At 59.6% G+C, this 23,246-nt stretch carries 22 protein-coding genes; 13 read left to right on the top strand and 9 right to left on the bottom strand.

Translation table 11 applies throughout. The features are described from left to right. Positions 1-32 precede the first annotated feature (32 nt). On the top strand, positions 33-1,211 hold the full coding sequence (locus AC2TAD_RS05775; protein WP_170754584.1) for a TIGR03862 family flavoprotein: 1,179 nt from the start codon (positions 33-35) through the stop codon (positions 1,209-1,211). Here the strand turns inward: AC2TAD_RS05775 and holA are convergent. From holA to AC2TAD_RS05755, 4 genes are all read right to left on the bottom strand, one after another. Continuing rightward, a complete protein-coding gene (holA, locus tag AC2TAD_RS05770; RefSeq protein WP_480866487.1) occupies positions 1,208-2,236 on the bottom strand; it encodes a DNA polymerase III subunit delta in 1,029 nt (342 codons plus the stop codon). The genes AC2TAD_RS05775 and holA overlap by 4 nt on opposite strands. Then, the gene (gene lptE, locus AC2TAD_RS05765) at positions 2,233-2,724 is read right to left on the bottom strand and encodes an LPS assembly lipoprotein LptE (protein ID WP_480866485.1); all 492 of its coding nucleotides are present in this window, start codon (positions 2,722-2,724) and stop codon (positions 2,233-2,235) included. Before lptE ends, holA begins: the two co-directional genes overlap by 4 nt. Then, positions 2,711-5,245, bottom strand: a complete 2,535-nt coding sequence (leuS, locus tag AC2TAD_RS05760; RefSeq protein WP_480866483.1) for a leucine--tRNA ligase — start codon at positions 5,243-5,245, stop codon at positions 2,711-2,713. The genes lptE and leuS overlap by 14 nt, the downstream gene beginning before the upstream one ends. A gap of 72 nt (positions 5,246-5,317) precedes the next feature. Further along, positions 5,318-5,806, bottom strand: coding sequence for a DUF3576 domain-containing protein (locus AC2TAD_RS05755; protein ID WP_170355391.1), 489 nt, complete (start codon positions 5,804-5,806; stop codon positions 5,318-5,320). Positions 5,807-6,088: 282 nt separating this feature from the next. Here AC2TAD_RS05755 and AC2TAD_RS05750 point away from each other — a divergent pair, with 282 nt between their 5' ends. Next, positions 6,089-7,102 (top strand): porin, encoded by a 1,014-nt coding sequence (locus AC2TAD_RS05750; RefSeq protein ID WP_480866481.1) that lies wholly within the window; start codon positions 6,089-6,091, stop codon positions 7,100-7,102. Positions 7,103-7,204: 102 nt separating this feature from the next. Then, positions 7,205-7,864, top strand: a complete 660-nt coding sequence (locus AC2TAD_RS05745; RefSeq protein WP_480866479.1) for a YggS family pyridoxal phosphate-dependent enzyme — start codon at positions 7,205-7,207, stop codon at positions 7,862-7,864. Here AC2TAD_RS05745 and AC2TAD_RS05740 read toward each other — a convergent pair. Continuing rightward, entirely contained in the window at positions 7,848-8,348 is a 501-nt protein-coding gene (locus AC2TAD_RS05740; RefSeq protein WP_480866477.1) for a L,D-transpeptidase family protein, read from the bottom strand. The two genes, AC2TAD_RS05745 and AC2TAD_RS05740, sit on opposite strands and share 17 nt — an antisense overlap. Next, positions 8,345-9,439 (bottom strand): GTP cyclohydrolase II, encoded by a 1,095-nt coding sequence (gene ribA, locus AC2TAD_RS05735; protein WP_170355387.1) that lies wholly within the window; start codon positions 9,437-9,439, stop codon positions 8,345-8,347. Before ribA ends, AC2TAD_RS05740 begins: the two co-directional genes overlap by 4 nt. A gap of 161 nt (positions 9,440-9,600) precedes the next feature. On the opposite strand from ribA, the gene AC2TAD_RS05730 reads away from it, so the two are divergent. The 6 genes from AC2TAD_RS05730 (at position 9,601) to AC2TAD_RS05705 (ending at position 14,214) form a co-directional block, all read left to right on the top strand. After that, positions 9,601-10,287: a response regulator transcription factor gene (locus AC2TAD_RS05730; protein WP_170355386.1), complete on the top strand. Its 687-nt coding sequence runs from the start codon at positions 9,601-9,603 to the stop codon at positions 10,285-10,287. A gap of 223 nt (positions 10,288-10,510) precedes the next feature. Then, positions 10,511-11,503 carry an NAD(P)H-dependent flavin oxidoreductase gene (locus AC2TAD_RS05725; RefSeq protein WP_480866476.1) on the top strand — a complete coding sequence of 331 codons (993 nt, stop codon included), beginning with the start codon at positions 10,511-10,513 and terminating at the stop codon, positions 11,501-11,503. Positions 11,504-11,586: 83 nt separating this feature from the next. Continuing rightward, positions 11,587-12,375 (top strand): exodeoxyribonuclease III, encoded by a 789-nt coding sequence (locus tag AC2TAD_RS05720; protein WP_170355384.1) that lies wholly within the window; start codon positions 11,587-11,589, stop codon positions 12,373-12,375. 76 nt (positions 12,376-12,451) lie between these two features. Then, entirely contained in the window at positions 12,452-13,369 is a 918-nt protein-coding gene (gene trxA / locus AC2TAD_RS05715; RefSeq protein ID WP_480866474.1) for a thioredoxin, read from the top strand. Positions 13,370-13,396: 27 nt separating this feature from the next. After that, the gene (locus tag AC2TAD_RS05710) at positions 13,397-14,038 is read left to right on the top strand and encodes an LON peptidase substrate-binding domain-containing protein (RefSeq protein WP_170355382.1); all 642 of its coding nucleotides are present in this window, start codon (positions 13,397-13,399) and stop codon (positions 14,036-14,038) included. Next, positions 14,035-14,214, top strand: coding sequence for a Trm112 family protein (locus tag AC2TAD_RS05705; RefSeq protein WP_170355381.1), 180 nt, complete (start codon positions 14,035-14,037; stop codon positions 14,212-14,214). Before AC2TAD_RS05710 ends, AC2TAD_RS05705 begins: the two co-directional genes overlap by 4 nt. Here AC2TAD_RS05705 and AC2TAD_RS05700 read toward each other — a convergent pair. Next, on the bottom strand, positions 14,211-15,473 hold the full coding sequence (locus tag AC2TAD_RS05700) for an FAD-dependent monooxygenase (RefSeq protein WP_480866472.1): 1,263 nt from the start codon (positions 15,471-15,473) through the stop codon (positions 14,211-14,213). The genes AC2TAD_RS05705 and AC2TAD_RS05700 overlap by 4 nt on opposite strands. A 52-nt stretch (positions 15,474-15,525) precedes the next feature. Here AC2TAD_RS05700 and AC2TAD_RS05695 point away from each other — a divergent pair, with 52 nt between their 5' ends. From AC2TAD_RS05695 to AC2TAD_RS05680, 4 genes are all read left to right on the top strand, one after another. Next, a complete protein-coding gene (locus tag AC2TAD_RS05695; protein WP_480866470.1) occupies positions 15,526-16,854 on the top strand; it encodes an amidase in 1,329 nt (442 codons plus the stop codon). Between the two features lie 107 nt (positions 16,855-16,961). After that, positions 16,962-18,143, top strand: coding sequence for an aminotransferase class I/II-fold pyridoxal phosphate-dependent enzyme (locus AC2TAD_RS05690; protein WP_170756525.1), 1,182 nt, complete (start codon positions 16,962-16,964; stop codon positions 18,141-18,143). Between the two features lie 14 nt (positions 18,144-18,157). Beyond that, entirely contained in the window at positions 18,158-21,055 is a 2,898-nt protein-coding gene (locus AC2TAD_RS05685) for a DNA translocase FtsK (RefSeq protein WP_480866468.1), read from the top strand. 39 nt (positions 21,056-21,094) lie between these two features. Then, the gene (locus tag AC2TAD_RS05680; protein WP_480866466.1) at positions 21,095-21,691 is read left to right on the top strand and encodes a LolA family protein; all 597 of its coding nucleotides are present in this window, start codon (positions 21,095-21,097) and stop codon (positions 21,689-21,691) included. A 12-nt stretch (positions 21,692-21,703) separates the two neighbouring features. Here AC2TAD_RS05680 and AC2TAD_RS05675 read toward each other — a convergent pair whose 3' ends face one another. After that, positions 21,704-22,285 (bottom strand): transglycosylase SLT domain-containing protein, encoded by a 582-nt coding sequence (locus AC2TAD_RS05675; RefSeq protein WP_170355376.1) that lies wholly within the window; start codon positions 22,283-22,285, stop codon positions 21,704-21,706. A 60-nt stretch (positions 22,286-22,345) separates the two neighbouring features. Next, on the bottom strand, positions 22,346-23,227 hold the full coding sequence (locus AC2TAD_RS05670) for an AEC family transporter (protein WP_480866465.1): 882 nt from the start codon (positions 23,225-23,227) through the stop codon (positions 22,346-22,348). Positions 23,228-23,246 lie beyond the last annotated feature (19 nt).

Raw genomic sequence — 23,246 nt, 5'->3', positions numbered from 1 at the left:
CGCCCGCAGATGCGAAAAGCAAGAGGTCGGCAATGGCGCAAGCGGTGGTAATCGGGGCCGGTCCTGCCGGTCTGATGGCGGCAGAGCAGCTGGCCGCAGCGGGCCATGATGTGCTGGTGGCCGAGGCCAAGCCATCGGTCGCGCGTAAGTTCCTGATGGCAGGAAAATCCGGTCTGAACCTAACCAAGGATGAACCGCTCCAGACGCTGATGCCCAACTATGGCAGTGCGGCGGATTGGCTGCATCCGATGGTGGCCGAATTTGACTCAGATGCCGTGCAGGACTGGGCGCGCGGGCTGGGGCAAGAGCTGTTCACCGGCTCGACCGGGCGAGTGTTTCCCAGCGCTATGAAAGCCTCGCCATTGTTGCGGTCATGGTTGCGACGGTTGGATGAAGCGGGTGTGCAGATAAGAACCCGCTGGCGCTGGCTGGGCTGGGATGGCAACGCGCTGTCGTTTGACACGCCCGAGGGAGTGCAGGCAATTGCAACTGACGTCACCGTTCTGGCGTTGGGTGGGGCAAGCTGGGCGCGGCTGGGGTCGGATGGGCACTGGGCGCAGGTACTGGCAGAGAAAGGTGTGGCGCCGGCCCCGTTTGAACCGGCGAACTCTGCCTTGTCGGTGGCGTGGAGCCCCCATATGCAACCTCATTTTGGCAAGGCGCTGAAAGCGGTGCGCTGGCTGGCCGGAGAGCTGGAAAGCCGCGGGGAAGCCACGATTTCCGCCACCGGGTTGGAGGGCGGGGGCCTTTATTCCCTGACCCCGGCTCTGCGTTCGGGCGCGGACTTACATGTTGATCTGTTGCCTGATCTGGACGCGGCGACCTTGCAGGCGCGGCTTGCCGCAAAAAGCGCGAAAACCACGTTCACGCAATGGATGAAAAAGGCGCTGAAACTGCCGCCGCAGAAAATCGCTCTGTTTCACGAGATGTCCAAGCAAGCTGCCGTGTCGCAAGGACATGAGGTGGCGGCGCTCAAACGCCTGCCCATCGTGGGCGCACGCCTGCGCCCGATGGACGAGGCGATCTCAACTGCAGGCGGGGTCCAGCGAGACGCGTTGGATGGCCACCTGATGCTAACGGCCAAACCCGGTGTGTTCTGCGCCGGAGAGATGCTGGATTGGGAGGCCCCGACCGGGGGCTATCTGTTGACCGGCTGTCTGGCCACTGGCCGCTGGGCTGGGCGCGGGGCCGTTCGGTGGCTGGATCGCTAGCGCGACCGGGCCAGCATCGCCAGACGGATCATGGCACGTTCAACCAAAGCCATCGCGGGCGCAGTTTGCCCGGCTGACCGCAAGGACAGATCCGTATCGGTCAGAACGGTCAGTGCGGTTTGAAGTTTTGGCGCGCCCCAGCCCTGCGCTTGCCGCAACATCCGGTCGCGCCGCTTGCCATAGACCGGCGGACGCAGCTTGCCGATGCCCTGCGCAGCCCCTCCGGGGTCCGAGGCGCAGGCATACAGAGTTCGAAAATGCCGTGTCGCGCCGATGCACAAGCTGACCGCGTTGGTACCCTGCGACTGCAGACGCCGGATCAGAGGGCCGATTTCGCCTGCCCGACCTTCGGCCACCACGTTCAGAACATCGTCCAGCGCTGCCTCGGTTGAGCGTGGCGCGCAGGCCTCGATATCCTCAATGCTTAGCTCGGCGCTGTCGCCACGTTTGTACAGCGACAGTTTCTCGATCGTCTGGGCAAAGTCGCCCGGGCTGATACCGGTGGCCAGCTCGGCCAGTGCCGACATTGCTTCGTGCGGGATATTCTGCAACCCGGACTGACCTAAGATCCTTTCGATTTCTCCGCGCGAGGGCGGGTCGTCGTAAATGCCCACCGCATAGGCCGAGGTATGACCCTCGAACGCCTTGCGGATTTTCGAACTGGGCTTCAACTGGCCTGCCGTGACGATGATCTGAGCATCGCCAGGGGCCCAATCCTGAAGCGCGGCAATGATCGCGGGGGCGGCAACATCGGTGGTGTCTTCGACAAAGATAGCGCGCGTGCCGGGGAAAAAGCCCACTGCCTTTACCGCATCCAGCAACAGTGCGGGATCGCCGCGCAGGTCGCCCCCCGGCATTCGGGTTAGGCGCATTTCCTCTTCGGCGTTCGCGCCGAGCAAGGCGGCCAGAACCTGTTGGCGCTTCAATGCCACTCGCATCGCGTCCGCGCCATAGATCAGCAGCCCGGCCTTGTCGGTGTCGGGCCGCGCAAAATACCCCTCAGCCTCGCGCGGGCTGAGCTTCATTGCGCAAGATCCGGGGTCGCGTAAAGCCGACTGACGATCTGATCTGACAGAATCACCATCAGACGTTCATTCGCGTCCCGTTCATCCGCCAGTTCGGATACCGTCGATCCTGCGGCCGAGAAACCTACGAAATCCGCGACCGAGCCAGAGGTGATCACCTGGCCCGTCGCATTGGATCTGAGTGCGAAATCCGCTCGCCCTTCGATCGTGTAACGATCCGTTTCATTCGTTTGCGTAATCGCCGCCCGTCGACGGACGGTCGACACATTGACGTTCAGCGCGTAGTCCGAGCCCGAACTTGCACTGCGGCCCAGCCTTTGTTCCAGATTTTGAACCAGAAGATAGCTGTTGACCGAGTTAGGGGCAGAAACCTCGACCCTGCCATTCAGAGCTGAACCCGATCCGCCGGGGGCGTAAACAGGCTCGAACCCGCAAGCGGCCAGCGCCAGCGGTAATAACAAAAGGGTTCTGCGATCAAACAACGACATTCACGATCCGGCCCGGCACAACGATCACCTTCTTCGGCGCATTGCCATCCAGCGCCTTTTGCACAGCTTCGGTGCTGAGCGCGATTTTTTCAACCTCTGCCTTGTCCATATCCTTGGGAACGCTGATTTCCGCACGGCGCTTGCCGTTGATCTGAATGGGCAGGGTGACGGTGTCATCGACCAGCATCGCTTCATCAGCGATGGGCCACGGCGCGGTGGCGACCAGACCTTCGCCGCCCAGCAGCTGCCACAGTTCTTCGGACAGGTGCGGGGTCATCGGCGACATCAGTTGCGCCAGTGTCTTGGCGGCCTGACGTTTGGCATCGGTGCCGGCCTTGGACTTCGCCAACGTGTTGGTGAAGGCATAGAGCTTGGCGATGGATGCGTTGAACCCAAAGGATTCGACCCCGCCCGACACATCATGGATCGCTTTATGCGTCTCACGCAGAAGGGTTTCGTCTTCTCCGTTGGCCGGAACGTCCGACTCGGCGATTTCCGATGCGATGCGATGTACACGGCTGAGATGTTTAAACGCGGCCTCAGCCCCGGATGCGGTCCACTCGACGTCGCGTTCGGGCGGCGAATCGGACAGTACGAACCAGCGCGCGGTATCTGCGCCGAAGGCCGAGATGATGCTGACCGGATCAACCACGTTCTTCTTGGATTTCGACATTTTGGCCGAGGGGATGATCTCGACCTCGGTGCCGTCGGCCAGTTTGCCGTCGGTCACGTCCTCTGGCAGGTGATAGACCGGGCGGCCATTGGCGTCGCGGGTCTGATAGATTTCGTGTGTCACCATGCCCTGAGTGAACAGCGCGTCGAATGGCTCGATGGCTTTCTTCGGTAGGTGGCCGGTGATCTGCATGGCCCGCGCAAAGAAGCGCGAATAGAGCAGGTGCAGAATCGCATGTTCGATGCCGCCGATATACTGGTCGACATTCATCCAGTATTCGGCCTCGGCCAGATCAGTGGGGGTTTCGGCGCGGGGCGCGGTGAAGCGGGCGAAATACCAAGACGAATCGACGAACGTGTCCATCGTGTCGGTTTCGCGCTTGGCCGGTGCTCCGCAGGACGGGCATTCGCAGTCGCGCCAGGTCGGGTGGCGGTTCAACGGGTTGCCGGGTTTGTCGAATGTCACATCGTCGGGCAGGCGAACCGGCAGGTTCTCTTTCTTCTCGGGCACCACGCCGCAGGCATCGCAATGCACGACGGGAATCGGGCAACCCCAGTAGCGCTGGCGGCTCAAACCCCAGTCGCGCAGGCGATATTTGGTGACACCTTCGCCCCAGCCCGCCTTTTCGGCGAAATCGACGGTGGTGTTGATGGCCTCATCACCCGTCGCCTCGGTCAGGCCGGCGAAGTGATTCACCCAGCGGACTTTCTCGGTTTTCGGCGGAACGAAAGCGATCTTGTCGACCGGGGTGTCATCGTCCAGTGCAAAGAACGTATCGACCACCGGCAGACGGTATTTGCGGCAGAAGTCCAAATCACGCTGGTCATGGGCTGGGCAGGCAAAGATTGCGCCGGTGCCGTAATCCATCAGGATGAAGTTCGCGATCCAGACTGGCAGTTCCCAATTCGGGTCCAGCGGGTGTTTGACGGTGATGCCGGTGTCATAGCCCAGCTTTTCTGCGGTCTCGATGGCCTCTTCCGTGGTGCCGCCCTTGCGGCATTCGGCTACGAATTCAGCGACTTCGGCGTTTTCAGCCTCCAGCTGCTTGGCAATCGGGTGATCGGGCGAGATGCCGACAAAAGACGCGCCCATCAGCGTATCGGGGCGAGTCGTGTAGACGGTGATCGGCTCGGCACCATCGGTGCGTTCAAAACTGAACTGCAGGCCGCGCGATTTGCCGATCCAGTTTTCCTGCATCAACCGCACCTTGGCGGGCCAGTTTTCCAGTGTGTCCAGCGCGCCGAGCAATTCTTCGGAATAGTCGCTGATCTTAAAGAACCACTGGGTCAGTTCACGCCGCTCGACCAGAGCGCCCGAGCGCCAGCCGCGCCCGTTTTCCACCTGTTCATTGGCCAGAACGGTCATGTCGACCGGATCCCAGTTCACCACGGCGTTTTTGCGATAGACCAGCCCGGCCTCAAGCATATCCAGAAACAACGCCTGTTGCTGGCCGTAATATTCCGGGTCACAAGTGGCGAATTCGCGCGACCAGTCGATCGACAGGCCAAGCGGTTTCATTTGCCCTCGCATGTCGGCGATGTTGCCGTAGGTCCAGTCTTTGGGATGGCCGCCGATAGCCATCGCAGCGTTCTCGGCAGGCATCCCGAATGCGTCCCAGCCCATTGGATGCAGCACGTTGTGCCCAGTCGCCAGTTTGTGCCGCGCGATCACGTCGCCCATCGTGTAGTTGCGTACGTGTCCCATATGGATTCGGCCAGACGGGTAGGGGAACATCTCAAGCACGTAGTATTTCGGCTTCTCTGCCTTGTGATTGGCGGCAAAGATTCCGGCCTTGTCCCAGGCCTCTTGCCATTTTGCTTCGATTTCGTTGGCCGAGTAGCGCGACATCATGCGGTCCTTCGTGAATGAAAACGCCGGGTGAGAGCCCGGCGTGGTATTAGTGTGATTTTCGGCAAGTTGCTAGAACTTGTTGTCCGCGATGCGCAGCTGGCGGGCTCGGGACAGGATGGCGTCTTCTACCGCGCGTGTGGTCGCCGCGCTGACCGGGTTGCCTCCGCTGGTTTGGAGTGCCACGGAGAGCGACCGCGCTGCGAGGGCTGGATCGCTGATGTGGACGGTCGCGCGATATTGGCGCCCGCCACCCGGTGGGGTGCCGTAACCCGTTACAATTACACCGGTAAACGGATCGACTTCCTGCACAGGCAGAAAGTTGAGAACATCCAGAGAAGCCGTCCACAGATAACGGTTCACATTCGCGACCTGCTCGGCATTGCCTGTATTGAAGACATCCCAGATGGTTGAACGATTTGGGTCGTTCAGTTCCCGCTCGTCCGAACGTCCACCATCCACGTTTCCAAGATTGGGGTTGGGGGCAGCGCTCCGATTCTGTCCGCAGGTCGACACGAGTGCGGTCGCTATGATCAAGCCGAAAATCGTCTGCAGGCGCATTGTAGAGGTGTCCTGTTTCACTGGGTCTCACTTGCTAGGTGATACTCCTAGACAAGGTCCAGTGCGGCAACAACCCTATTATTGTCACATGCGGGTGGGTTTACTGACTGAAGAGGTCACAAAACTGACTGTGACATCCTTGCACCAATCTGTGGCCAATGCGGTCTTCACGTTTATGCCATACTTGCGTGAAGGGGGCAAAAAGAGCGAAACGGTTCCCGTGCTGAGACATGTGCAATGACACTTGTCGAGTTAGAAAACTTTGAAACCGAGGGAAACAAGATGAAAAAAGTTCTCTTCGCATCGACCGCTCTGATCGCAACCGCATCGGTTGCCGCGGCCGAAGTTAGATTCAGCGGTTATGGCCGCTTTGGTATTGGTTACCTGGAGGATCGTGGCTTCACGACCACCACCACCACTGCAAGCGGTGCAACCAACACTTTCTTCAACGAAGCCGACGAGACCATTCTGGTTTCTCGCTTCCGTCTGAACCTGGACGCAAACGTTGAAACCGACGGCGGCGTCGAGTTCTCGGGTCGTGTTCGTCTGCAGGCTGACGAAGATGCAAGCACCGGTGAAGCCAACTCGGCTGGCCTGAACGGTGCGCGTTTCTCGGTCATCTACGGTGGTCTGCGTGTTGACGCGGGCAACGTCGCAGGTGCATTCGACAACCTGGCAAACTACTACGGTAACGAGCCTGGCCTGGAAAACTTCATCGGCCAGTACTCGGGCGTTGACTATAACTTCCTGGGATACTCGTCGACCGGTTCGGGTTCGAACGCTGTGTTCTTCCAGTACGCAGTTGGTGACTTCGCATTTGGCGCTTCGTATGACCAAGCGACCATCTTCCAAGGTCAAGGTGTAAGCAACGACGCTGACCGTTGGGACATCAGCGCGACCTACACCTTCAACAACATCACTGCTGCTCTGGCATACGGTCAAACCGACTCGGACGGTATCCTGGACGACGATCCAAGCCTGCTGGTTCTGACGCTGGGCGCAGAATTCGGTGACTTCTCGGGTACTGTGTTTGTCGCAGACGATAAAACCGAAGTCGACGAAACCGACGGCACCGCATGGGGTGTTTCGGCGGCCTATAATGTTGGTTCGGCTCTGACCCTGACCTTCGCTTACGGTGACGGTAACGCGGACGGTGACCTGCAGCAGTACGGTATCGGTGCTCTGTACGACCTGGGTGGCGGTGCATCGCTGCGCGGTGGTATCGGCAACAGCGACTGTGACATCTGCGACGACTCGCAGCTGCGCGCAGACTTCGGTGCCCAGTTCAACTTCTAAGTTGATCTGAACCGCAAGGTTTAAGGGCAGGTCTTCGGACCTGCCCTTTTCTTTTTGATCGACATGGTGTTTTTCTGCCCCCAAGCCAGAATGAGGAATCCCATGTCACTGCAGGAAATCTCTGCCCGTATTGCCAAAGCCGAAACCGCCGCCGGGCGGCCAGAAGGGTCAGTTCAACTGATCGCCGTCTCCAAGGTGCAGCCCAACGAACGTATCCGCGATGTACTGCAACAGGGTCATAAGTGCTTTGGTGAGAATCGCGTGCAGGAGGCTGCAGGGAAGTGGCCCGAATTCTCTGCAACCTACCCTGATATTGACCTTCATCTGATTGGCCCCTTGCAAACCAACAAGGCCCGGCAGGCGATGGAGCTATTCAGCACAATTCATTCGGTCGATCGCCCGAAGCTGGCGAAAACTCTTGCCCGTTTGGCGCAAGAGATTGGGTCATGTCCCGACCTGTTTATTCAGGTCAATACAGGTGAAGAAGATCAGAAAGCTGGGATTCTGCCAGCTGATGCTGATGCGTTTATTGCCGAGTGCCGAGACCTTGACCTGCCTGTGAAGGGGCTGATGTGCATTCCTCCGGTGGAAGAAGAACCTGCGCTGCATTTTGCCTTGCTGGCCAAGATCGCCGAACGCAACGGTTTGGTAGGCTTGTCGATGGGTATGAGCAGCGACTTTGAGCGCGCAATCGCGCTGGGTGCGACCCATGTGCGGGTTGGATCTGCGATATTTGGCGCACGCGTTAAACCTCAGGAATGATCAGCCGCGTGCCCGGTTGAACATGGGCAGCAATCCAATGGAGGTGATCGCGCCGGAAGGCGACACAGCCTTCAGTTGGATAACCTGGCCGCCGCCATTGATGCAGAAAAATGGCCGACCCTTGCCCTGGTATTGCATTCGGCCAGTTCCAATCCGTGAGCAACACCAGATCATATAACGGGTCGGAACGGCGCAGCTTTTCGTGGCTGCAGGCGTAGGGCGCGCTGACCAGTTGGTTATATCGCGCGTCGCACACATCATCAGACCACAGGTCGCGGGGCCCGATCGGAATCGCCCAAGCGGTTGGGGGTGAAGTCCGGTCTGGCCGATAAAGCATTCCGACGATTTGGTGCTCGCCAGTTGGGGTGGCGCCGTCGCCTTCGCGTTTTGTCGGACTACGCCCGCCTTTTCCGATTGAACATGGAAACATGCGGCCAGCGAACCGAACCCCACGAGGCGTCAGCACCAGATCTTTTGGCGTCACAGCAGATGGCCCGACTTGGCTGCTTTTGTAGCCAGATACCCTCGGTTATGTGCAGTTTCACCAACCTTGAGAGGTACACGTTCGGTCACGGCAATGCCGGTTTTTTCCATCATGGCGATTTTGGCGGGGTTGTTCGTCAACAAGCGCACCGCGTTGAACCCTAGCGACTTCAGGATATCTGAACCCAGCCGGAAATCACGTTCATCATCCTCGAACCCAAGGCGGTGATTGGCTTCGACCGTGTCAAAACCCTGATCTTGCAGGAAATAAGCGCGCATCTTGTTGGCTAGGCCGATCCCGCGCCCCTCTTGGTTAAGATAAAGCAGGACACCAGCCCCTTCAGATCCCATCTGCGCCAGCGCGCCGCGCAACTGTGGTCCGCAATCGCATTTCAGGCTGCCCATCAGGTCGCCGGTAAAACAAGCCGAGTGCAAACGCGCAAGAACCGGTTTGCTGCGATCCGGTCGCCCGATTTCAATGGCGTAATGCTCTTCACCCCCATCTTCGGGGCGGAAGACGTGCAGGCGTCCGGCCTCGGAAACCTCCATGGGCAGGCGCGCGGCGACCACCTCGTTCAGCAGGCTACGATCTGCCAGATGCGGGGCAGCGCGGGTATGGTCGATGCAAGTCAACCCGTTCGAGGCCGCAAAACCGCGCCCATCTTCGATCTGCACAACAACAGCAGAAGGCAGAAGCCGCGCGGATTTGGTAAGGGCAATGGCGATACGGTGAAGGTTCGCATTGCCCGTACGTTCGCTCATCAACGGCCCCTTCATCGGAGCGTTCAGGTCGTCCGAGGGGTCGGCAACGGCCTGAACCCAGGAAATATCGACGTCGGCCGGAACCACGACCCGCGCCAAATCACCGTCATAGGCGCGTGCCTTTAACGTCTCGGCACGGCGAACGGTGATGGCAACCACCGGGTCACCATCCAGGCCTCGCAAATCGGCAAGCCGTTGTGCGCTAAGTGTTTCTGCGGCAATGGCGACAACGCTGAACCCGGTGTCATCGGTCAGAACAACCGGAACGCCCATACGCAGGTCGGCCCGCGCCCGCGCCAGCAGTTCAGAGATATCCGGAATGAGACTCATGTATGTTACCCTATAACGGTCAAAACATCCTCTAGCGCGATCTGAAAGAAATGTGAAACAATTCCTACTCGCCGGACACGAGGGCGTGAGACGATTGCAGCAAACCTTGTTGAACGCGTGTTCTACGCGCAAGTGTCCGAAAAGGCTTAGGAGGACCGGGAATGGCACAGCTTAAGAAAATCCTGTTGGTGGATGATGACGAGGATCTGCGCGAAGCGCTGAGTGAGCAACTCGTGATGACCGAAGACTTCGACGTGTTCGAAGCGTCAGATGGTGCCTCGGCAATGGAGCGCGCCCGCGAGGCGATTTACGATCTGGTGATTCTGGATGTTGGCTTGCCGGATACCGATGGCCGCGAGCTGTGCCGCCTGATGCGCAAGCAGGGCGTCAAAAGCCCGATCCTGATGCTGACCGGTCATGACAGCGACGCCGACACCATCCTGGGCCTGGATGCCGGTGCGAATGACTATGTTCCTAAGCCGTTCAAATTCCCGGTTCTTCTGGCCCGCATTCGCGCCCAGCTGCGTCAGCACGAACAATCCGAAGATGCCGTTTTTGTTCTGGGGCCGTACACCTTCAAGCCCGCGATGAAGATGCTGATCACCGAAGAAGATCGCAAAATCCGTCTGACCGAGAAAGAGACGAACATCCTCAAGTTTCTCTATCGTTCGGCTGATGGCGTTGTCGCGCGCGATGTGCTGTTGCATGAGGTTTGGGGATACAACGCGGGTGTCACCACCCATACGTTGGAAACCCACATCTATCGCCTGCGTCAAAAGATCGAGCCCGATCCATCGAACGCGCGCCTTTTGGTCACAGAATCGGGCGGATATCGGTTGGTATCTTAACTTTGATGGTATGACGCAGATCAAAGTGATACTCTGAAGATATATTTAGGTTACTCCCAACCCGTGCATGTCCGGGTAATGACATGTACCTCCCTGTTGGACTGCCGGGCCTTTGGCCCGGCTTTTTTTGGCTCGAGCGCTCCCCCATAGTCTTGATCCAACTGCTTGACTTATCAGTGGTTCGCGGTGCCAATTCTGCCCAACGAATTGGGAGGCGTGAGACTTGGCAAACGAAATCTGCACTCTGTTGAATATTGAAAAACCCGTTCTGTCGGCCCCTATGGGTGGGGCCGCTGGACCTGAACTTGTTGCGGCTGTCTGTAATGCAGGCGGGTACGGAGTGATTCCCCTATGGGGTAAGCCTGCGGATCAGGTCTCGGACGGGATAGATGCCGTGCGTGCGCTGACGGATCGCAATTTCGCCGTTAACCTGAACCTTGCCTTCCCGTACGAAGACCAGCTGCGGGTATGTATCGACAAGCAGGTTCACGCCGTTTCGTTGTTCTGGGGGATGGAACCTTCGGCCATCTCGCACGCCAAGAAAGGCGGGCTGTGCGTCATGGTCAGTGTCGGTAACGCTGCCGAGGCAAAGGCCGCGCAGGATGCCGGAGCGGACATCATCGTTGCCCAAGGGTGGGAAGCAGGTGGCCATGTCTGGGGGCAGGTCGCGACAATGGCGCTGATTCCGGCCGTCGTGGACGCGGTTTCGATTCCTGTTGTTGCCGCTGGCGGAATCGCCGACGGGCGCGGTATGGCGGCTGCGTTGATGTTGGGGGCATCGGCGGTTTGGGTCGGTACTCGGTTTTTGGCCAGTGCCGAGGCAACGATACACGAAGACTATCGCCGCCGAGTGCTGAATGCGTCTGAGGCGCAGACCGAATGGTACACTGATCTTTATGATGTGAAATGGCCGCAAGCACCACATCGCGCGTTAGCCAATTCTACCGCGCAAACGTGGAAAGAAGCAGGCTCGGCCGCTCCGGGGCATCGCCCGAACGAAGGCGAAATCATCGGGCAGCGCCCGGGTGGAGAGGACGTTGTCCGATACCAGAGCTATACTCCGTTGTCAGGGACAGTAGGGGATATCGAGGCGATGTCACTTTGGTCTGGGCAAGGTGTTGCAATGGTTCGTGAAATCATGCCTGCCGCCCAAATCGTCGAGGAGATTTTTACCGAAGCGCAAGCGCTTTTGAACTCCGCCCCTGCTCGATTTTAGGCTGGGAAAGCGCTGCTTTTTCCGATGGCACCTTGTCTTCTACCGCGTTAACGTCGCGCGCAACCGCGATAAAGGAATCCCCCATGCCTTTCACTCTTGCCACCTGGAATATCAATTCAGTGCGTCTGCGCGAACCTATCGTGCTGAAATTGCTGCAGGAAGAGGCTCCCGATGTGCTGTGTCTGCAAGAGTGTAAATCACCCGTCGAGAAAATCCCGACCGAAGGCTTTGCGGAACTGGGCTATACCCACATGGTTGCGCGCGGGCAAAAGGGCTATAACGGCGTAGCTATCCTGTCGCGTATCCCGATGGAGGAGGTGGGCGACAAGGACTTCGCCGGTCTCGGCCATGCCCGCCACATTGCCGCGCGGCTGGAAAACGGTGTGACCATCCAGAATTTTTATGTTCCTGCGGGCGGTGATGTGCCCGACCGCGAGGTGAATGAGAAGTTCGGGCAAAAGCTGGATTACCTCGCGGACATGCGCGACTGGTTCCGCGCTGAAAAGCCCGAGAAATCCATTCTGGTTGGCGACCTGAACATCGCCCCGCGTGAAGATGACGTTTGGTCGCACAAACAACTGCTCAAGGTCGTCTCGCATACACCGATCGAAGTTGAGGCGCTGGCCGAGACACAGGATGCAGGTGGTTGGGTTGATGTCACCCGTCAGGATATCCCCGAAGGGCAGCTTTATAGCTGGTGGTCCTACCGCGCGCGCGATTGGGATGCGGCGGATAAGGGGCGGCGTTTGGATCACGTCTGGGCGACACCCGATATCTCGAACGCGGGGCATTCCAGCCGAGTCCTGCGCGACGCCCGCGGGTGGGAGAAACCCAGTGATCACGCCCCGGTTTTTGCCACTTTCGACCTATAACAGCACAAATCTGCCCTTGGTTTCCGCGACGCGCGGTTGCATATAAGGCGCAAGTTTGAACCGGAGACGTATCGCCATGGACCTTCTGAACACTGCCACCGGCCCTGCCGCCACTGACCTGATCAAGGACGGGTCCGAGGCCACGTTTATGGCCGACGTCGTCGAAGCCTCGCAAGACGTGCCGGTCATTGTCGACTTCTGGGCTCCGTGGTGCGGCCCCTGCAAAACCTTGGGCCCGATGCTGGAAGAGGCCGTCACCGCCGCCAAGGGCGCGGTCAAGATGGTCAAGATCAATGTCGACGAGGCGCAGATGATCGCAGGCCAGTTGCGCATTCAGTCGATCCCGACCGTCTATGCGTTTCACAAGGGCCAGCCTGTTGATGGTTTTCAGGGCGCGCTGCCGGGATCCGAGATCAAAGCGTTCATCGACCGCGTGATCGAAGCGGCGGGTGGCGAAAGCCCCGGGGGACAGTTGGACGAAGCCGTCGCCGCAGCCGAGGAAATGCTGGTCGAGGGCGCGGCCACGGATGCTGCTCAGACCTTTGCGGCCATTCTGGGCGAAGATCCCAACCACGCCGGTGCCTATGGCGGGCTGGTGCGCGCCCATATTGCTGCGGATGATCTGGAGCAGGCCGAGGCGATCCTGAACGGTGCCCCGGCCGAGATTTCCAACGCGCCCGAATTGGAAGCTGCCCATGCGCAGTTGGAACTGGCCAAACAGGCCGCCGATGCCGGCCCCGTGGCCGAGCTGAAAGCGGCGGTTGAGGCCGACCCCGACAACCATCAGGCCCGGTTCGATCTGGCGCAGGCGCTGCACGCGAACGGCGATGTGGAAGAGGCCGTCGCGCAATTGCTGGACCTGTTCCGTCGCGATCGCGAATGGAATGAAGGCGCGGCCAAGGCGCAGCTGTTCACGATCTTTGATGCACTCAAGCCCAATGATCCGATTGTTCTGAACGGGCGGCGCAAGCTCAGCTCGATGATATTTGCCTAATTTCCGATCAGAGCTACACTCGGGTACATGATGCATCCCGCCGACCTGCCGGAAACGGTTTCCGTATTCCCTCTGCCCGGGGCGCTGCTGCTGCCCCGCGCGCGCCTGCCGCTGCATATCTTCGAGCCGCGCTATCTGCAGATGCTGGATGATGCGTTGAAAACACCGGAACGATTGATCGGGATGGTGCAACCCAACCCGTCTGCCAGCGACGACGCGCGTCTTCACCAGATCGGCTGCGCAGGCCGTGTGACGCAGTTTTCCGAGACCGAGGATGGGCGCTATCTGATCACGCTGTCCGGAGTCTCGAGGTTCCGCATCCGGTCAGAGTTGGACGCTTTCACCCCCTATCGCCGCTGTGCCGTGTCGTGGGAGGGGTTCGACCGCGATCTGGGTAAAACCGAACAGGATGACGGGTTCAATCGTCCGCGTTTCCTGAACCTGTTGGAAAAGTTCTTTTCGTCGCAAAACCTATCGACGGATTGGGACACGTTGAAAGATGCGGATGATGAGCTGCTGGTGAATTCGCTGTCGATGTTGCTGGATTTCGACCCCGAAGAAAAACAGGCGCTGCTTGAGGCACCCTGTCTGCGCACCCGCCGCGAGACCTTGGTAACATTGATCGAATTTGCCATGCGTGGCGGATCGAACGAGGACCACTTACAATGACCGAACACGCGTTTGACCGCCACATGCTTGAGGCGCTGATCTGCCCGCAGACCCACACGACCCTGCATTATGACGCGGACAAGCAGGAGTTGGTGTCGAAAGCCGCCGGGCTGGCGTTTCCGATCCGCAATGGTATTCCTGTTATGCTGGTCGATGAGGCGCGCGAGCTAGACTAGATCGCGCGGCCTTGCAGCAGTTTGGGCAGGTCTCCGGTCAACCCTGCGGCCTCGCGCACAAAGCCGCGCCGTAGGCCCGGCAGCGATCCGACGATCCCCATCCCGATATCGCGACCCATCCGCAGCAGCGGATTGTCGTTGGAAAACAGCTTGTTGAACGCATCCGTCGCCATTGCCAGAGAGGCCGTGTCGAACCTCCGCCATTCCTGAAAGCGCTCCAGCACCAGCACCGATCCGATATCCTCGCCGCGCCGTCCGGCGAGCGTCAGAACTTCGGCCAATGCCCCCACATCGCGCAGACCAGCGTTCAGCCCTTGGCCTGCAATCGGGTGCATCCCGTGGGCGGCATCCCCGACCAGAGCCATGCGGTCACCGATAAAGGAGTTAGCGATGGTCAGGTTCAGCGGATAGGTGAACCGGTCTCCGGCGATGCGAATGTCGCCCAGAAAATCCCCAAACCGGGGGTGCAAGACTTGCAGATAGTCGGCCTGGGGCAGCGCATTGATGCGCTCGGCAGCCTCGGTCCGTTCGCTCCAGACGATGGAACTGCGGTTGCCGGTCAGCGGCAGGATGGCCAGCGGGCCGGGGGGCATGAAGAACTGATGCGCGATACCGTGATGGGGCAGGTCATGTTCAATCGCACAGACCAGCGCGGTTTGGCCGTAATCCCACCCCGTCCGCTTGATCCCTGCGCGCGCGGCGGTGCCGCTGCGGCGGCCATCGCAGCCCACCAGCAGCCCACCCGAAACGGTCGCGCCATCATCCAGTGTAAGGGTCACGCCGGTCGCGTCAGCCTCTTGCGCGACAACCGTGCGTCCGTTGATCTGCGTGATCCGGGGCTCCTCGGCCATGGCGTCCAGAAAGGCGCGGCGCAGATGGCGGTCTTCGACCATAAAGCCCATCGGGCCCTCTTCGATCTCTGCATGGTCGAAATGCATGAAGAACGGAGAGGGGCCTGCGCCCGCATGTCCATCCGTGACCTTGATCTCCAGCATGGGCTGGGCGTGATCGGCGACCTTGCCCCACACACCCACTGCATCCAGCAGCCGTTGCGAGGCCAGCGCCAGTGCATAGGCACGTCCGTCAAACGCCGCGTTCTTGCGGACTTTTTGGGCCAAACTGTCGATGACGGTGACGGAATGCCCCGTCTGTGCCAGCGCCAAAGCCAAAGCCGGGCCATTCAGGCCGCCGCCTACGATCAGGATATCGGTCTTGTGTTCCATGCCCCGCAATATGCGCCCCCTTTCGGGATTGTCCATGTGCGGTCCTGTCGCTACCGTCCCGTCAGCAGAATTTTCCAAGGGGGCAGGGATGCAGGACTGGTTGACCATGACGGCGTGTGATCTGGGGCGGGGGATCGGCATGGGCCAGATTGACCCGGTCGAGCTGACCGAGACCTATCTGACCGCCATCGACGCCCATCCCTACCGCGACCGCATCTATGCGCGCGTCACCCACGACCGCGCCCGGGCCGAGGCCAAAGCCGCGCAGGATCGCGCCGCGCTGGGTCTGCGCCGGTCACTGCTGGACGGGGTGCCGATCAGCTGGAAAGACCTGTTCGATACCGCGGGCACCGGGACCGAGGCCGGATCGGCCCTGCTGAAAGGCCGGGTGCCGCAGGCGGACGCGGTTGTCGTGCGCAACGCCACGGCCATGGGCACGGTCTGTCTGGGCAAAACCCATATGAGCGAGCTGGCCTTCTCGGGCCTTGGTCTGAACCCCATCACCGACACGCCGCCCTGCATTGATGATGTGGAAGCCGTGCCGGGCGGGTCATCCTCGGGCGCGGCGGCCTCGGTCGCTTGGGGTTTGGCGGCTTGTGGGATTGGGTCCGACACCGGAGGCTCGGTGCGTATTCCCTCCGCATGGAACAATCTGGTGGGTCTGAAAACAACTGCAGGGCGGGTCAGCCTTGAAGGCACGGTGCCGCTGTGCCTGCGCTTCGACACCGTGGGCCCGCTGGCCCGGTCGGTTGAGGACGCGGCGCATATGCTGGCCCTGTTGGAAGGCGGCACACCCGCCGATCTGCGTGGGGCCAGCCTGAAAGGCCGCCGCTTTGCCGATCTGCAAAATATCGCCAAGGATAACCTGCGCGACACTCCTCGCGCCGCTTATGACAGCGCGCTGGAGCGTCTGCGCGATGCCGGGGCCGAGATCGTACCGCTGGAAGTGCCCGAACTGGCGGATGCGATGGCGCTGTCCGGTGTGCTTTACACGACCGAGGCCTATGGCCTGTGGCGCGATGTGATCGAAGCCAACCCGGACGCGATGTATCCAGAAATCCTCGAACGGTTCCGCACGGGCAAGAATGTCTCGGGTGCGGATTACATCGCGGCGTGGTCCAAGCTGAAGGCCTCTCGCGCTGCCTGGGATGCGGCCACATCCGGGTTTGATGCTGTTCTGGCACCGACTGCTCCGATTCTACCGCCTAATCTGGATCGGTTGCTGACCGATCACGACTATTACGTCACTGAAAACCTGCTTGCTTTGCGCAACACGCGGATCGGCAACCTGATGGGTCTGGCCGCGCTGACCTTACCGACAGTAACACCGGGCTGCGGGGTGATGATGATGGGCTATCCTGGGTCCGAGGAGGCTCTGCTACGGATCGGATCAGCGGCCGAGGCGGCATTGGCCTGAATGCCACAATCCCCTGATTCGCCATCGCTTTGGCTGGACGAAACGGGGTGCGGCCTGTAACCTGCCTGAAAACGGGGCGCTATGATCCCGAACTTGAGGCAGTAGATATGAATTTCCCCGAGCGGTTTTCGAACCTACCGGAATACGCTTTCCCGCGTCTGCGCACCCTGTTGGACCACCATCAACCGGGCGGCGATGTGATTCACATGACTATCGGCGCGCCGATGCACGATTTCCCGGCCTGGGTGACGGATGTCATCTCTGAGAATGCCGCAGGGTTTCAAGGTTATCCGCCCAACGAAGGCTCACCCGAGCTGCGTGGCGCGATCACCGACTGGATCGCGCGCCGCTATGGCGTGACGATGGACCCCGACACCAACGTGATGGCCCTGAATGGCACGCGCGAGGGGCTGTATAACGCCGCCATGGCGTTGTGCCCCGAGGAAAAGAATGGCCAGAAGCCGGTCATCCTGTGCCCGAACCCGTTCTATCAGGTCTATATGGTGGCCTCGATCTCGGTCGCGGCGGACCCTGTTTTTGTATCGGCCACTGCTGCCACTGGACACCTTCCCGATTATGCAGGCCTGCCCGAGGATGTGCTGAACCGCACCGTCGCGGCCTATATCTGTTCACCCGCCAACCCTCAGGGCGCTGTGGCCTCACGCGACTATTGGGCCGAACTGATCGGGTTGGCGGAAAAGTACGATTTCCGCATCTTCGCGGATGAATGCTATTCCGAGATCTACCGTGACGAGGCACCGGTCGGTGCACTGACCGTCGCGCAAGAGATGGGCGCAGACCCTGAACGTGTGGTGCTGTTCAACTCACTCTCGAAGCGGTCGAACCTGGCTGGGCTGCGCTCGGGTCTGATTGCGGGCGGGCCGGATACGATCAAACGGGTCAAACAGCTGCGCAACTATGCCGGATCGCCACTGCCTTTGCCGTTGCAGGCCGCCGCCGCACGTGTTTGGGCGGACGAGGAGCATGTCATCCAGAACCGCGCGCTTTATCAGGAAAAATACGCCATCGCGGATGACGTGTTTGCAGGTGTGCAAGGCTATATGTCACCCGAGGCTGGGTTTTTCCTGTGGCTACCGGTCGATAACGGCGAAGAGACCGCATTGAAGCTCTGGCGTGAAACCGGGGTTCGGGTTCTGCCAGGCGCATATCTTTCCCAAGGCGATCCGGGACAAAACCCGGGCGAGCATTTTATTCGGGCCGCGCTTGTGGCTCCAAAAACAGAGTTGCAGCAGGGGCTGATTACGCTCCGCGACTGCATCTATTCGTGAGGTACGAGGGCAAAATGGCATCATTGAACGCGCGCAACCGCGATCCATTGCTGGACAGTACAACGCAAGCCGCCATTGAGCGGCGCAGCAAGGAGTTGATTGGGATTGCCTTGATCCTGCTGGGGCTGGCAGCTGCTGCTATGATCTGGTCCTACACGCCGGATGATCCGAACTGGATGGTCTCGACCGATGCGCCGGTGCAGAACTGGATGGGGCGTATTGGTGCATCTATCGCGGCGCCCTTGTTCATGATCGTGGGCTGGGGCAGCTGGAGCATTGCCTTGGTTCTGATCGGCTGGGGCGTGCGATTTGCGGGACATTTTGGCGAGGATCGCGCGATTGCCCGGTTGATCTTTGCGCCGATCTGGATTGCCGTCGTCTCGGTCTATGCAGCGACCTTGGTGCCCGATGAGGCTTGGCGTTCGACCCATAGTTTCGGCCTTGGAGGGCTGTTTGGCGACACCGTCATGGGCGCGTTGCTAACCCTGTTGCCGGTCGCATCGCATTTCGTGGTCAAGCTGATGTCGCTGGCCATGGCGCTCGGGATGCTGGCGCTGGGCATTTTCGTCTTGGGCTTTACGAAGGACGATGTGCGCAAAGGCTTCCGGGCGTTTTTGCTGGGCTTGGTGATGTCTTACGACGCGCTGATGAACCTGCTGGGCCGCAGTGCGTCGGCAACCGCGCAAGCGGCTCGTGACCGCCGCGCGCAATGGGATGAGCGCAAAGCCGCGCGTGTCGAAGCCGCCGAAGCCGTGTTCGACGATGAACTGGCTTACGCCGATCCGCCGTTCGAAGAGCCTCCGCTGACTGCGCCCGAGCCCGTGAAATCGGGCTTGCTGTCGCGTATCCCCGATCTGATCCGCCGCCCGGACCCTATGCCCGAGCCCGAATTGATCGACCGCGAGCCTCTCGCCGATTTTGAAGAGATGCCGGGCGAAGACCGCATCCGGTCCAAGATTTCCGCCGCTGTGCGCAACCGCAAGGTCGCCGCGGGTGAGATGGTACCTGAACATGACCCAAACCTGCCGCTGACCAAGGGGCGGGGACGTGGGCCCGATCCGTTGATCCTGAACTCTGGCGCGGGTGAATTGCCGCCGGAACCGCCGATGACGTCGACTGGTTTGCCACCCGAGCCGATGCTGACGGCAGAACCAACCGAATGGCATGAACCTCTGCATCAGGATTTTGCGCCCGAGCCGGACTATGATGAGGCCGTGTTCGAGGATGAGCCGATGGTTGAACCCGAGCCCGCCCCTGAGTCGCGCCCGGCGATGAAAATCCCGGTGGCTGAACCGCGCAAACCGGTTGTCGCGCAACCTGTGCGTCGCGCGCCGCAGCCTTCGCGCCGCGCGCAGGCCGAAGCGCAACCTGCGCTGTCGTTCGAGGACAAGCATTCCGATTTCGAATTGCCGCCTTTGGGCCTGCTGGCCAACCCCGCCAGCATTCAGCGCCATCACCTCAGCGATGAGGCGTTGGAGGAAAACGCCCGGATGCTGGAAAACGTGCTGGATGACTATGGCGTCAAGGGTGAGATCGTCAGTGTTCGCCCCGGTCCCGTTGTCACCATGTATGAACTGGAACCGGCACCCGGTCTGAAAGCCAGCCGTGTGATCGGTTTGGCCGACGATATCGCACGCTCGATGTCGGCGCTGTCCGCACGTGTTTCGACCCTGCCCGGGCGCTCGGTCATCGGCATCGAACTGCCCAATGAGAACCGTGAGATGGTGGTGCTGCGTGAAATCCTTGCCAGCCGTGATTTCGGCGACGGCAACCATGCGCTGCCGTTGGCCTTGGGTAAGGATATCGGCGGTGAGTCGGTCGTGGCGAACCTTGCCAAGATGCCTCACCTGCTGATCGCAGGGACCACGGGGTCCGGTAAATCGGTGGCGATCAACACGATGATCCTGTCGCTGCTCTATAAGTTGACACCCGATGAATGCCGCCTGATCATGATCGACCCCAAGATGCTTGAACTCAGCGTCTATGACGGTATCCCGCATCTGCTGTCGCCCGTTGTGACTGACCCGAAAAAGGCGGTTGTCGCCCTGAAATGGGTCGTGGGCGAGATGGAGGACCGCTATCGCAAGATGTCCAAAATGGGCGTGCGCAATATCGCGGGCTACAACGGTCGTGTGAAGGATGCGTTGGCCAAGGGCGAGATGTTCAGCCGCACGGTCCAAACGGGCTTTGACGACGAGACCGGCGAACCCACCTTCGAGACCGAAGAATTCGCACCCGAGGCGATGCCCTATATCGTCGTTATCGTCGACGAGATGGCCGACCTGATGATGGTCGCGGGTAAAGAGATCGAGGCGTGTATTCAACGTCTGGCGCAGATGGCGCGGGCCTCGGGTATTCACCTGATCATGGCCACGCAGCGGCCTTCGGTTGATGTGATCACCGGCACGATCAAGGCAAACTTCCCCACCCGGATCTCGTTCCAGGTGACCTCGAAAGTCGACAGCCGCACCATTTTGGGCGAGATGGGCGCCGAGCAACTGCTGGGGCAGGGCGACATGCTCTATATGGCTGGCGGGGCCAAGATCACCCGCTGCCACGGCCCGTTCGTGTCGGACGAAGAGGTCGAAGAAATCGTCAACCACCTGAAACAGTTCGGCCCGCCCGATTACATGAGCGGTGTCGTCGATGGCCCGGCCGAGGAAAAGGCCGACAATATCGATGCAGTTCTTGGCCTGAATACCGGTGGCAACACCAATGGCGAGGATGCTTTGTACGATCAGGCGGTGGCGATTGTGATCAAGGATCGCAAATGCTCGACCTCGTATATCCAGCGGAAACTTGCCATCGGTTACAACAAAGCCGCCCGTCTGGTTGAGCAAATGGAGGACGAAGGCGTTGTTTCCGCAGCCAATCATGTCGGAAAGCGCGAAATCCTCATCCCCGAGCAATAGGATATTTAATAACAAGGGCAGAAGGCCTATCTGTGCCTTATGAAACAGATTGCTTTTGCCCTTGCTTTGACATTGACCGCACCCGCCGCGTGGGCCGCGGATAAGCTGCCATTGTCGCAGATATCAAACTATCTGAACGAGTTGAAAACCGTTCAGGCCACCTTCACTCAGGTCAATGATGACGGGTCGCTCAGCACCGGTAAGCTGTGGATTGAACGGCCGGGCAAGATGCGGTTCGAATACGACCCGCCTAACAGCGCTGTTGTTCTGGCGCGGGCTGGGACGGTTCAGATTTTCGATCCAAAGTCCAATCAACCACCCGAGCAATACCCCTTGCGGCGCACACCGCTGTCATTGGTTCTGGCGAGGAACGTGAACTTGGCTCAGGCGAATATGGTGGTCGGGCACGACTTTGACGGCACGGCTACGGTTGTGACAGCGCAAGATCCCAAAAACCCGGATTCGGGCCGGATCGAACTGATGTTCACCGGCGATCCGGTAGAGCTGCGCAAATGGGTGATCCATGACAACGCAGGCAGCCAGACTACGGTCTTGCTAGGGCCGCTTGAGACGGGCGGGAACCTGGATAACAACCTCTTCTCGCGCCGGACCAGAAGCGGGTCAGGCAATCGCTGACCCGCTGACCTTTTAGTAACGGCAGCCTGACAGTTGTGCCTGATACAGTTTGGCGCGTGCATCTACATTGTTGGCGACGTTCAACAGCCAAGTTTTGCTGTAATGACTGCCGCGAGCATAGCCGGTATGGCCCTCATGATACGCCAGATACTGGTTACGCGTGTCGTGCAGTTGGATCCCATTGCGATCTAGACTTTTGGTCATGTACCAGCCGATAAAGTCGGACGCATCACGGATACGGTCCCGCTTGGCACGGCGTTTGCCGGTCTCGCGCTGGTATTCCTCCCACGTGCCGTCCAAAGCTTGGCTAAAGCCATAAGCGCTGCTTTGGCGGCCCATCGGGATGACACCCAGCACGTATTGGTGTGGAGTGCGCGCATCGTGCCGATAGCGGCTTTCCTGATAGATTGTCGCCATCTGTACGTGAACTGGGACACCCCATTTCCGCTCTGTGGTTTTGAATGCCTTGATAAAGTCGGGCCGCTCGCGCGCAATGCTGCACGCGTCATTCAGCTTGCTGGGCGGCTGTTTCGAGCCGCCACTACAGGATGCCAAAAGCAGCACCCCGAAGAGTACGATAAGAATTCTGCTCATGTGCCTCGTGCCTTTTTTCTTTATTCTAGCGCAGATTGAGCGTTTTGGAAATCACAAACGCTACAGCACAATAGCTAGAATTATGGGCATTGCGCCCACCGACAACACGGTCGAGACCATAACCATACCCGCTACTGCGTCCGCGTCGGCTTCGAACCGTTCGGCCAGCAAGTATGAGGTCACGGCCACAGGCGCACACATTTGCAGCACCAGAACCCCGAATGCGACCGAATCCAAAGCGAACGCCAGTGCGATACCCCAGCCAAGCGCGAAACAGACCGCCAGTTTCAACGCTGAAAGCCAGATAGCCTGCCCCAGTTTCCGGGTGGTCAGGCGCGCTATTGCGACGCCGACGGTGATCAGCATCATTGGAATAGCCATTTGCCCCAACAGATCCAGTGTATTGGTCAGGAACAGTGGCGTTTCCCACCCGCGCCACAGAAATAGCGCGCCTAGCAAAGTGGCCCATACCATCGGTTCGCGTGCTACTTTGCCAAACGCGCCTTTGCCAGCAACCAGATAAATCCCGTATGTAAAAGAGAAAAGTGCAGTGACGGCCAGAAAGATCACGGCAAATCCAAGCCCGGCCTGGCCAAAGGCAAAAATGCAAAGCGGTAGCCCCAAATTGCCCGTGTTTCCAAAGATGAGCGGTGCAAGGTAGGTTCTGCGATCCAGCCCGGAAAACCGCACAAATAAACCGAATGCGACAGCAAGTACCAGATGGCCAACAATGGCCGCCAGTGTGAACCGCGTCAGCTCGCCTGCGGGAATCTCAGTTTGCATAAGGGCAACAAAAATAAGGCTGGGTACTGCAAGCGTGACCGCCAAACGAGTCACGAATTCCAGTCGGTATTCGAATCCGAACCTGACCCACGCATAGCCGATTCCGGCTAAAAGAAAGACCGGAGCAACAATTTCAAACACTGTCAGTAAGAGGTTCACAGACTGTTTCCCTTAATTT

The organism is Ruegeria sp. HKCCD7628 (assembly GCF_057221005.1).
Note: the sequence above shows the minus strand (reverse complement) of the source record. Positions and strands in the feature narration are given on the sequence as shown.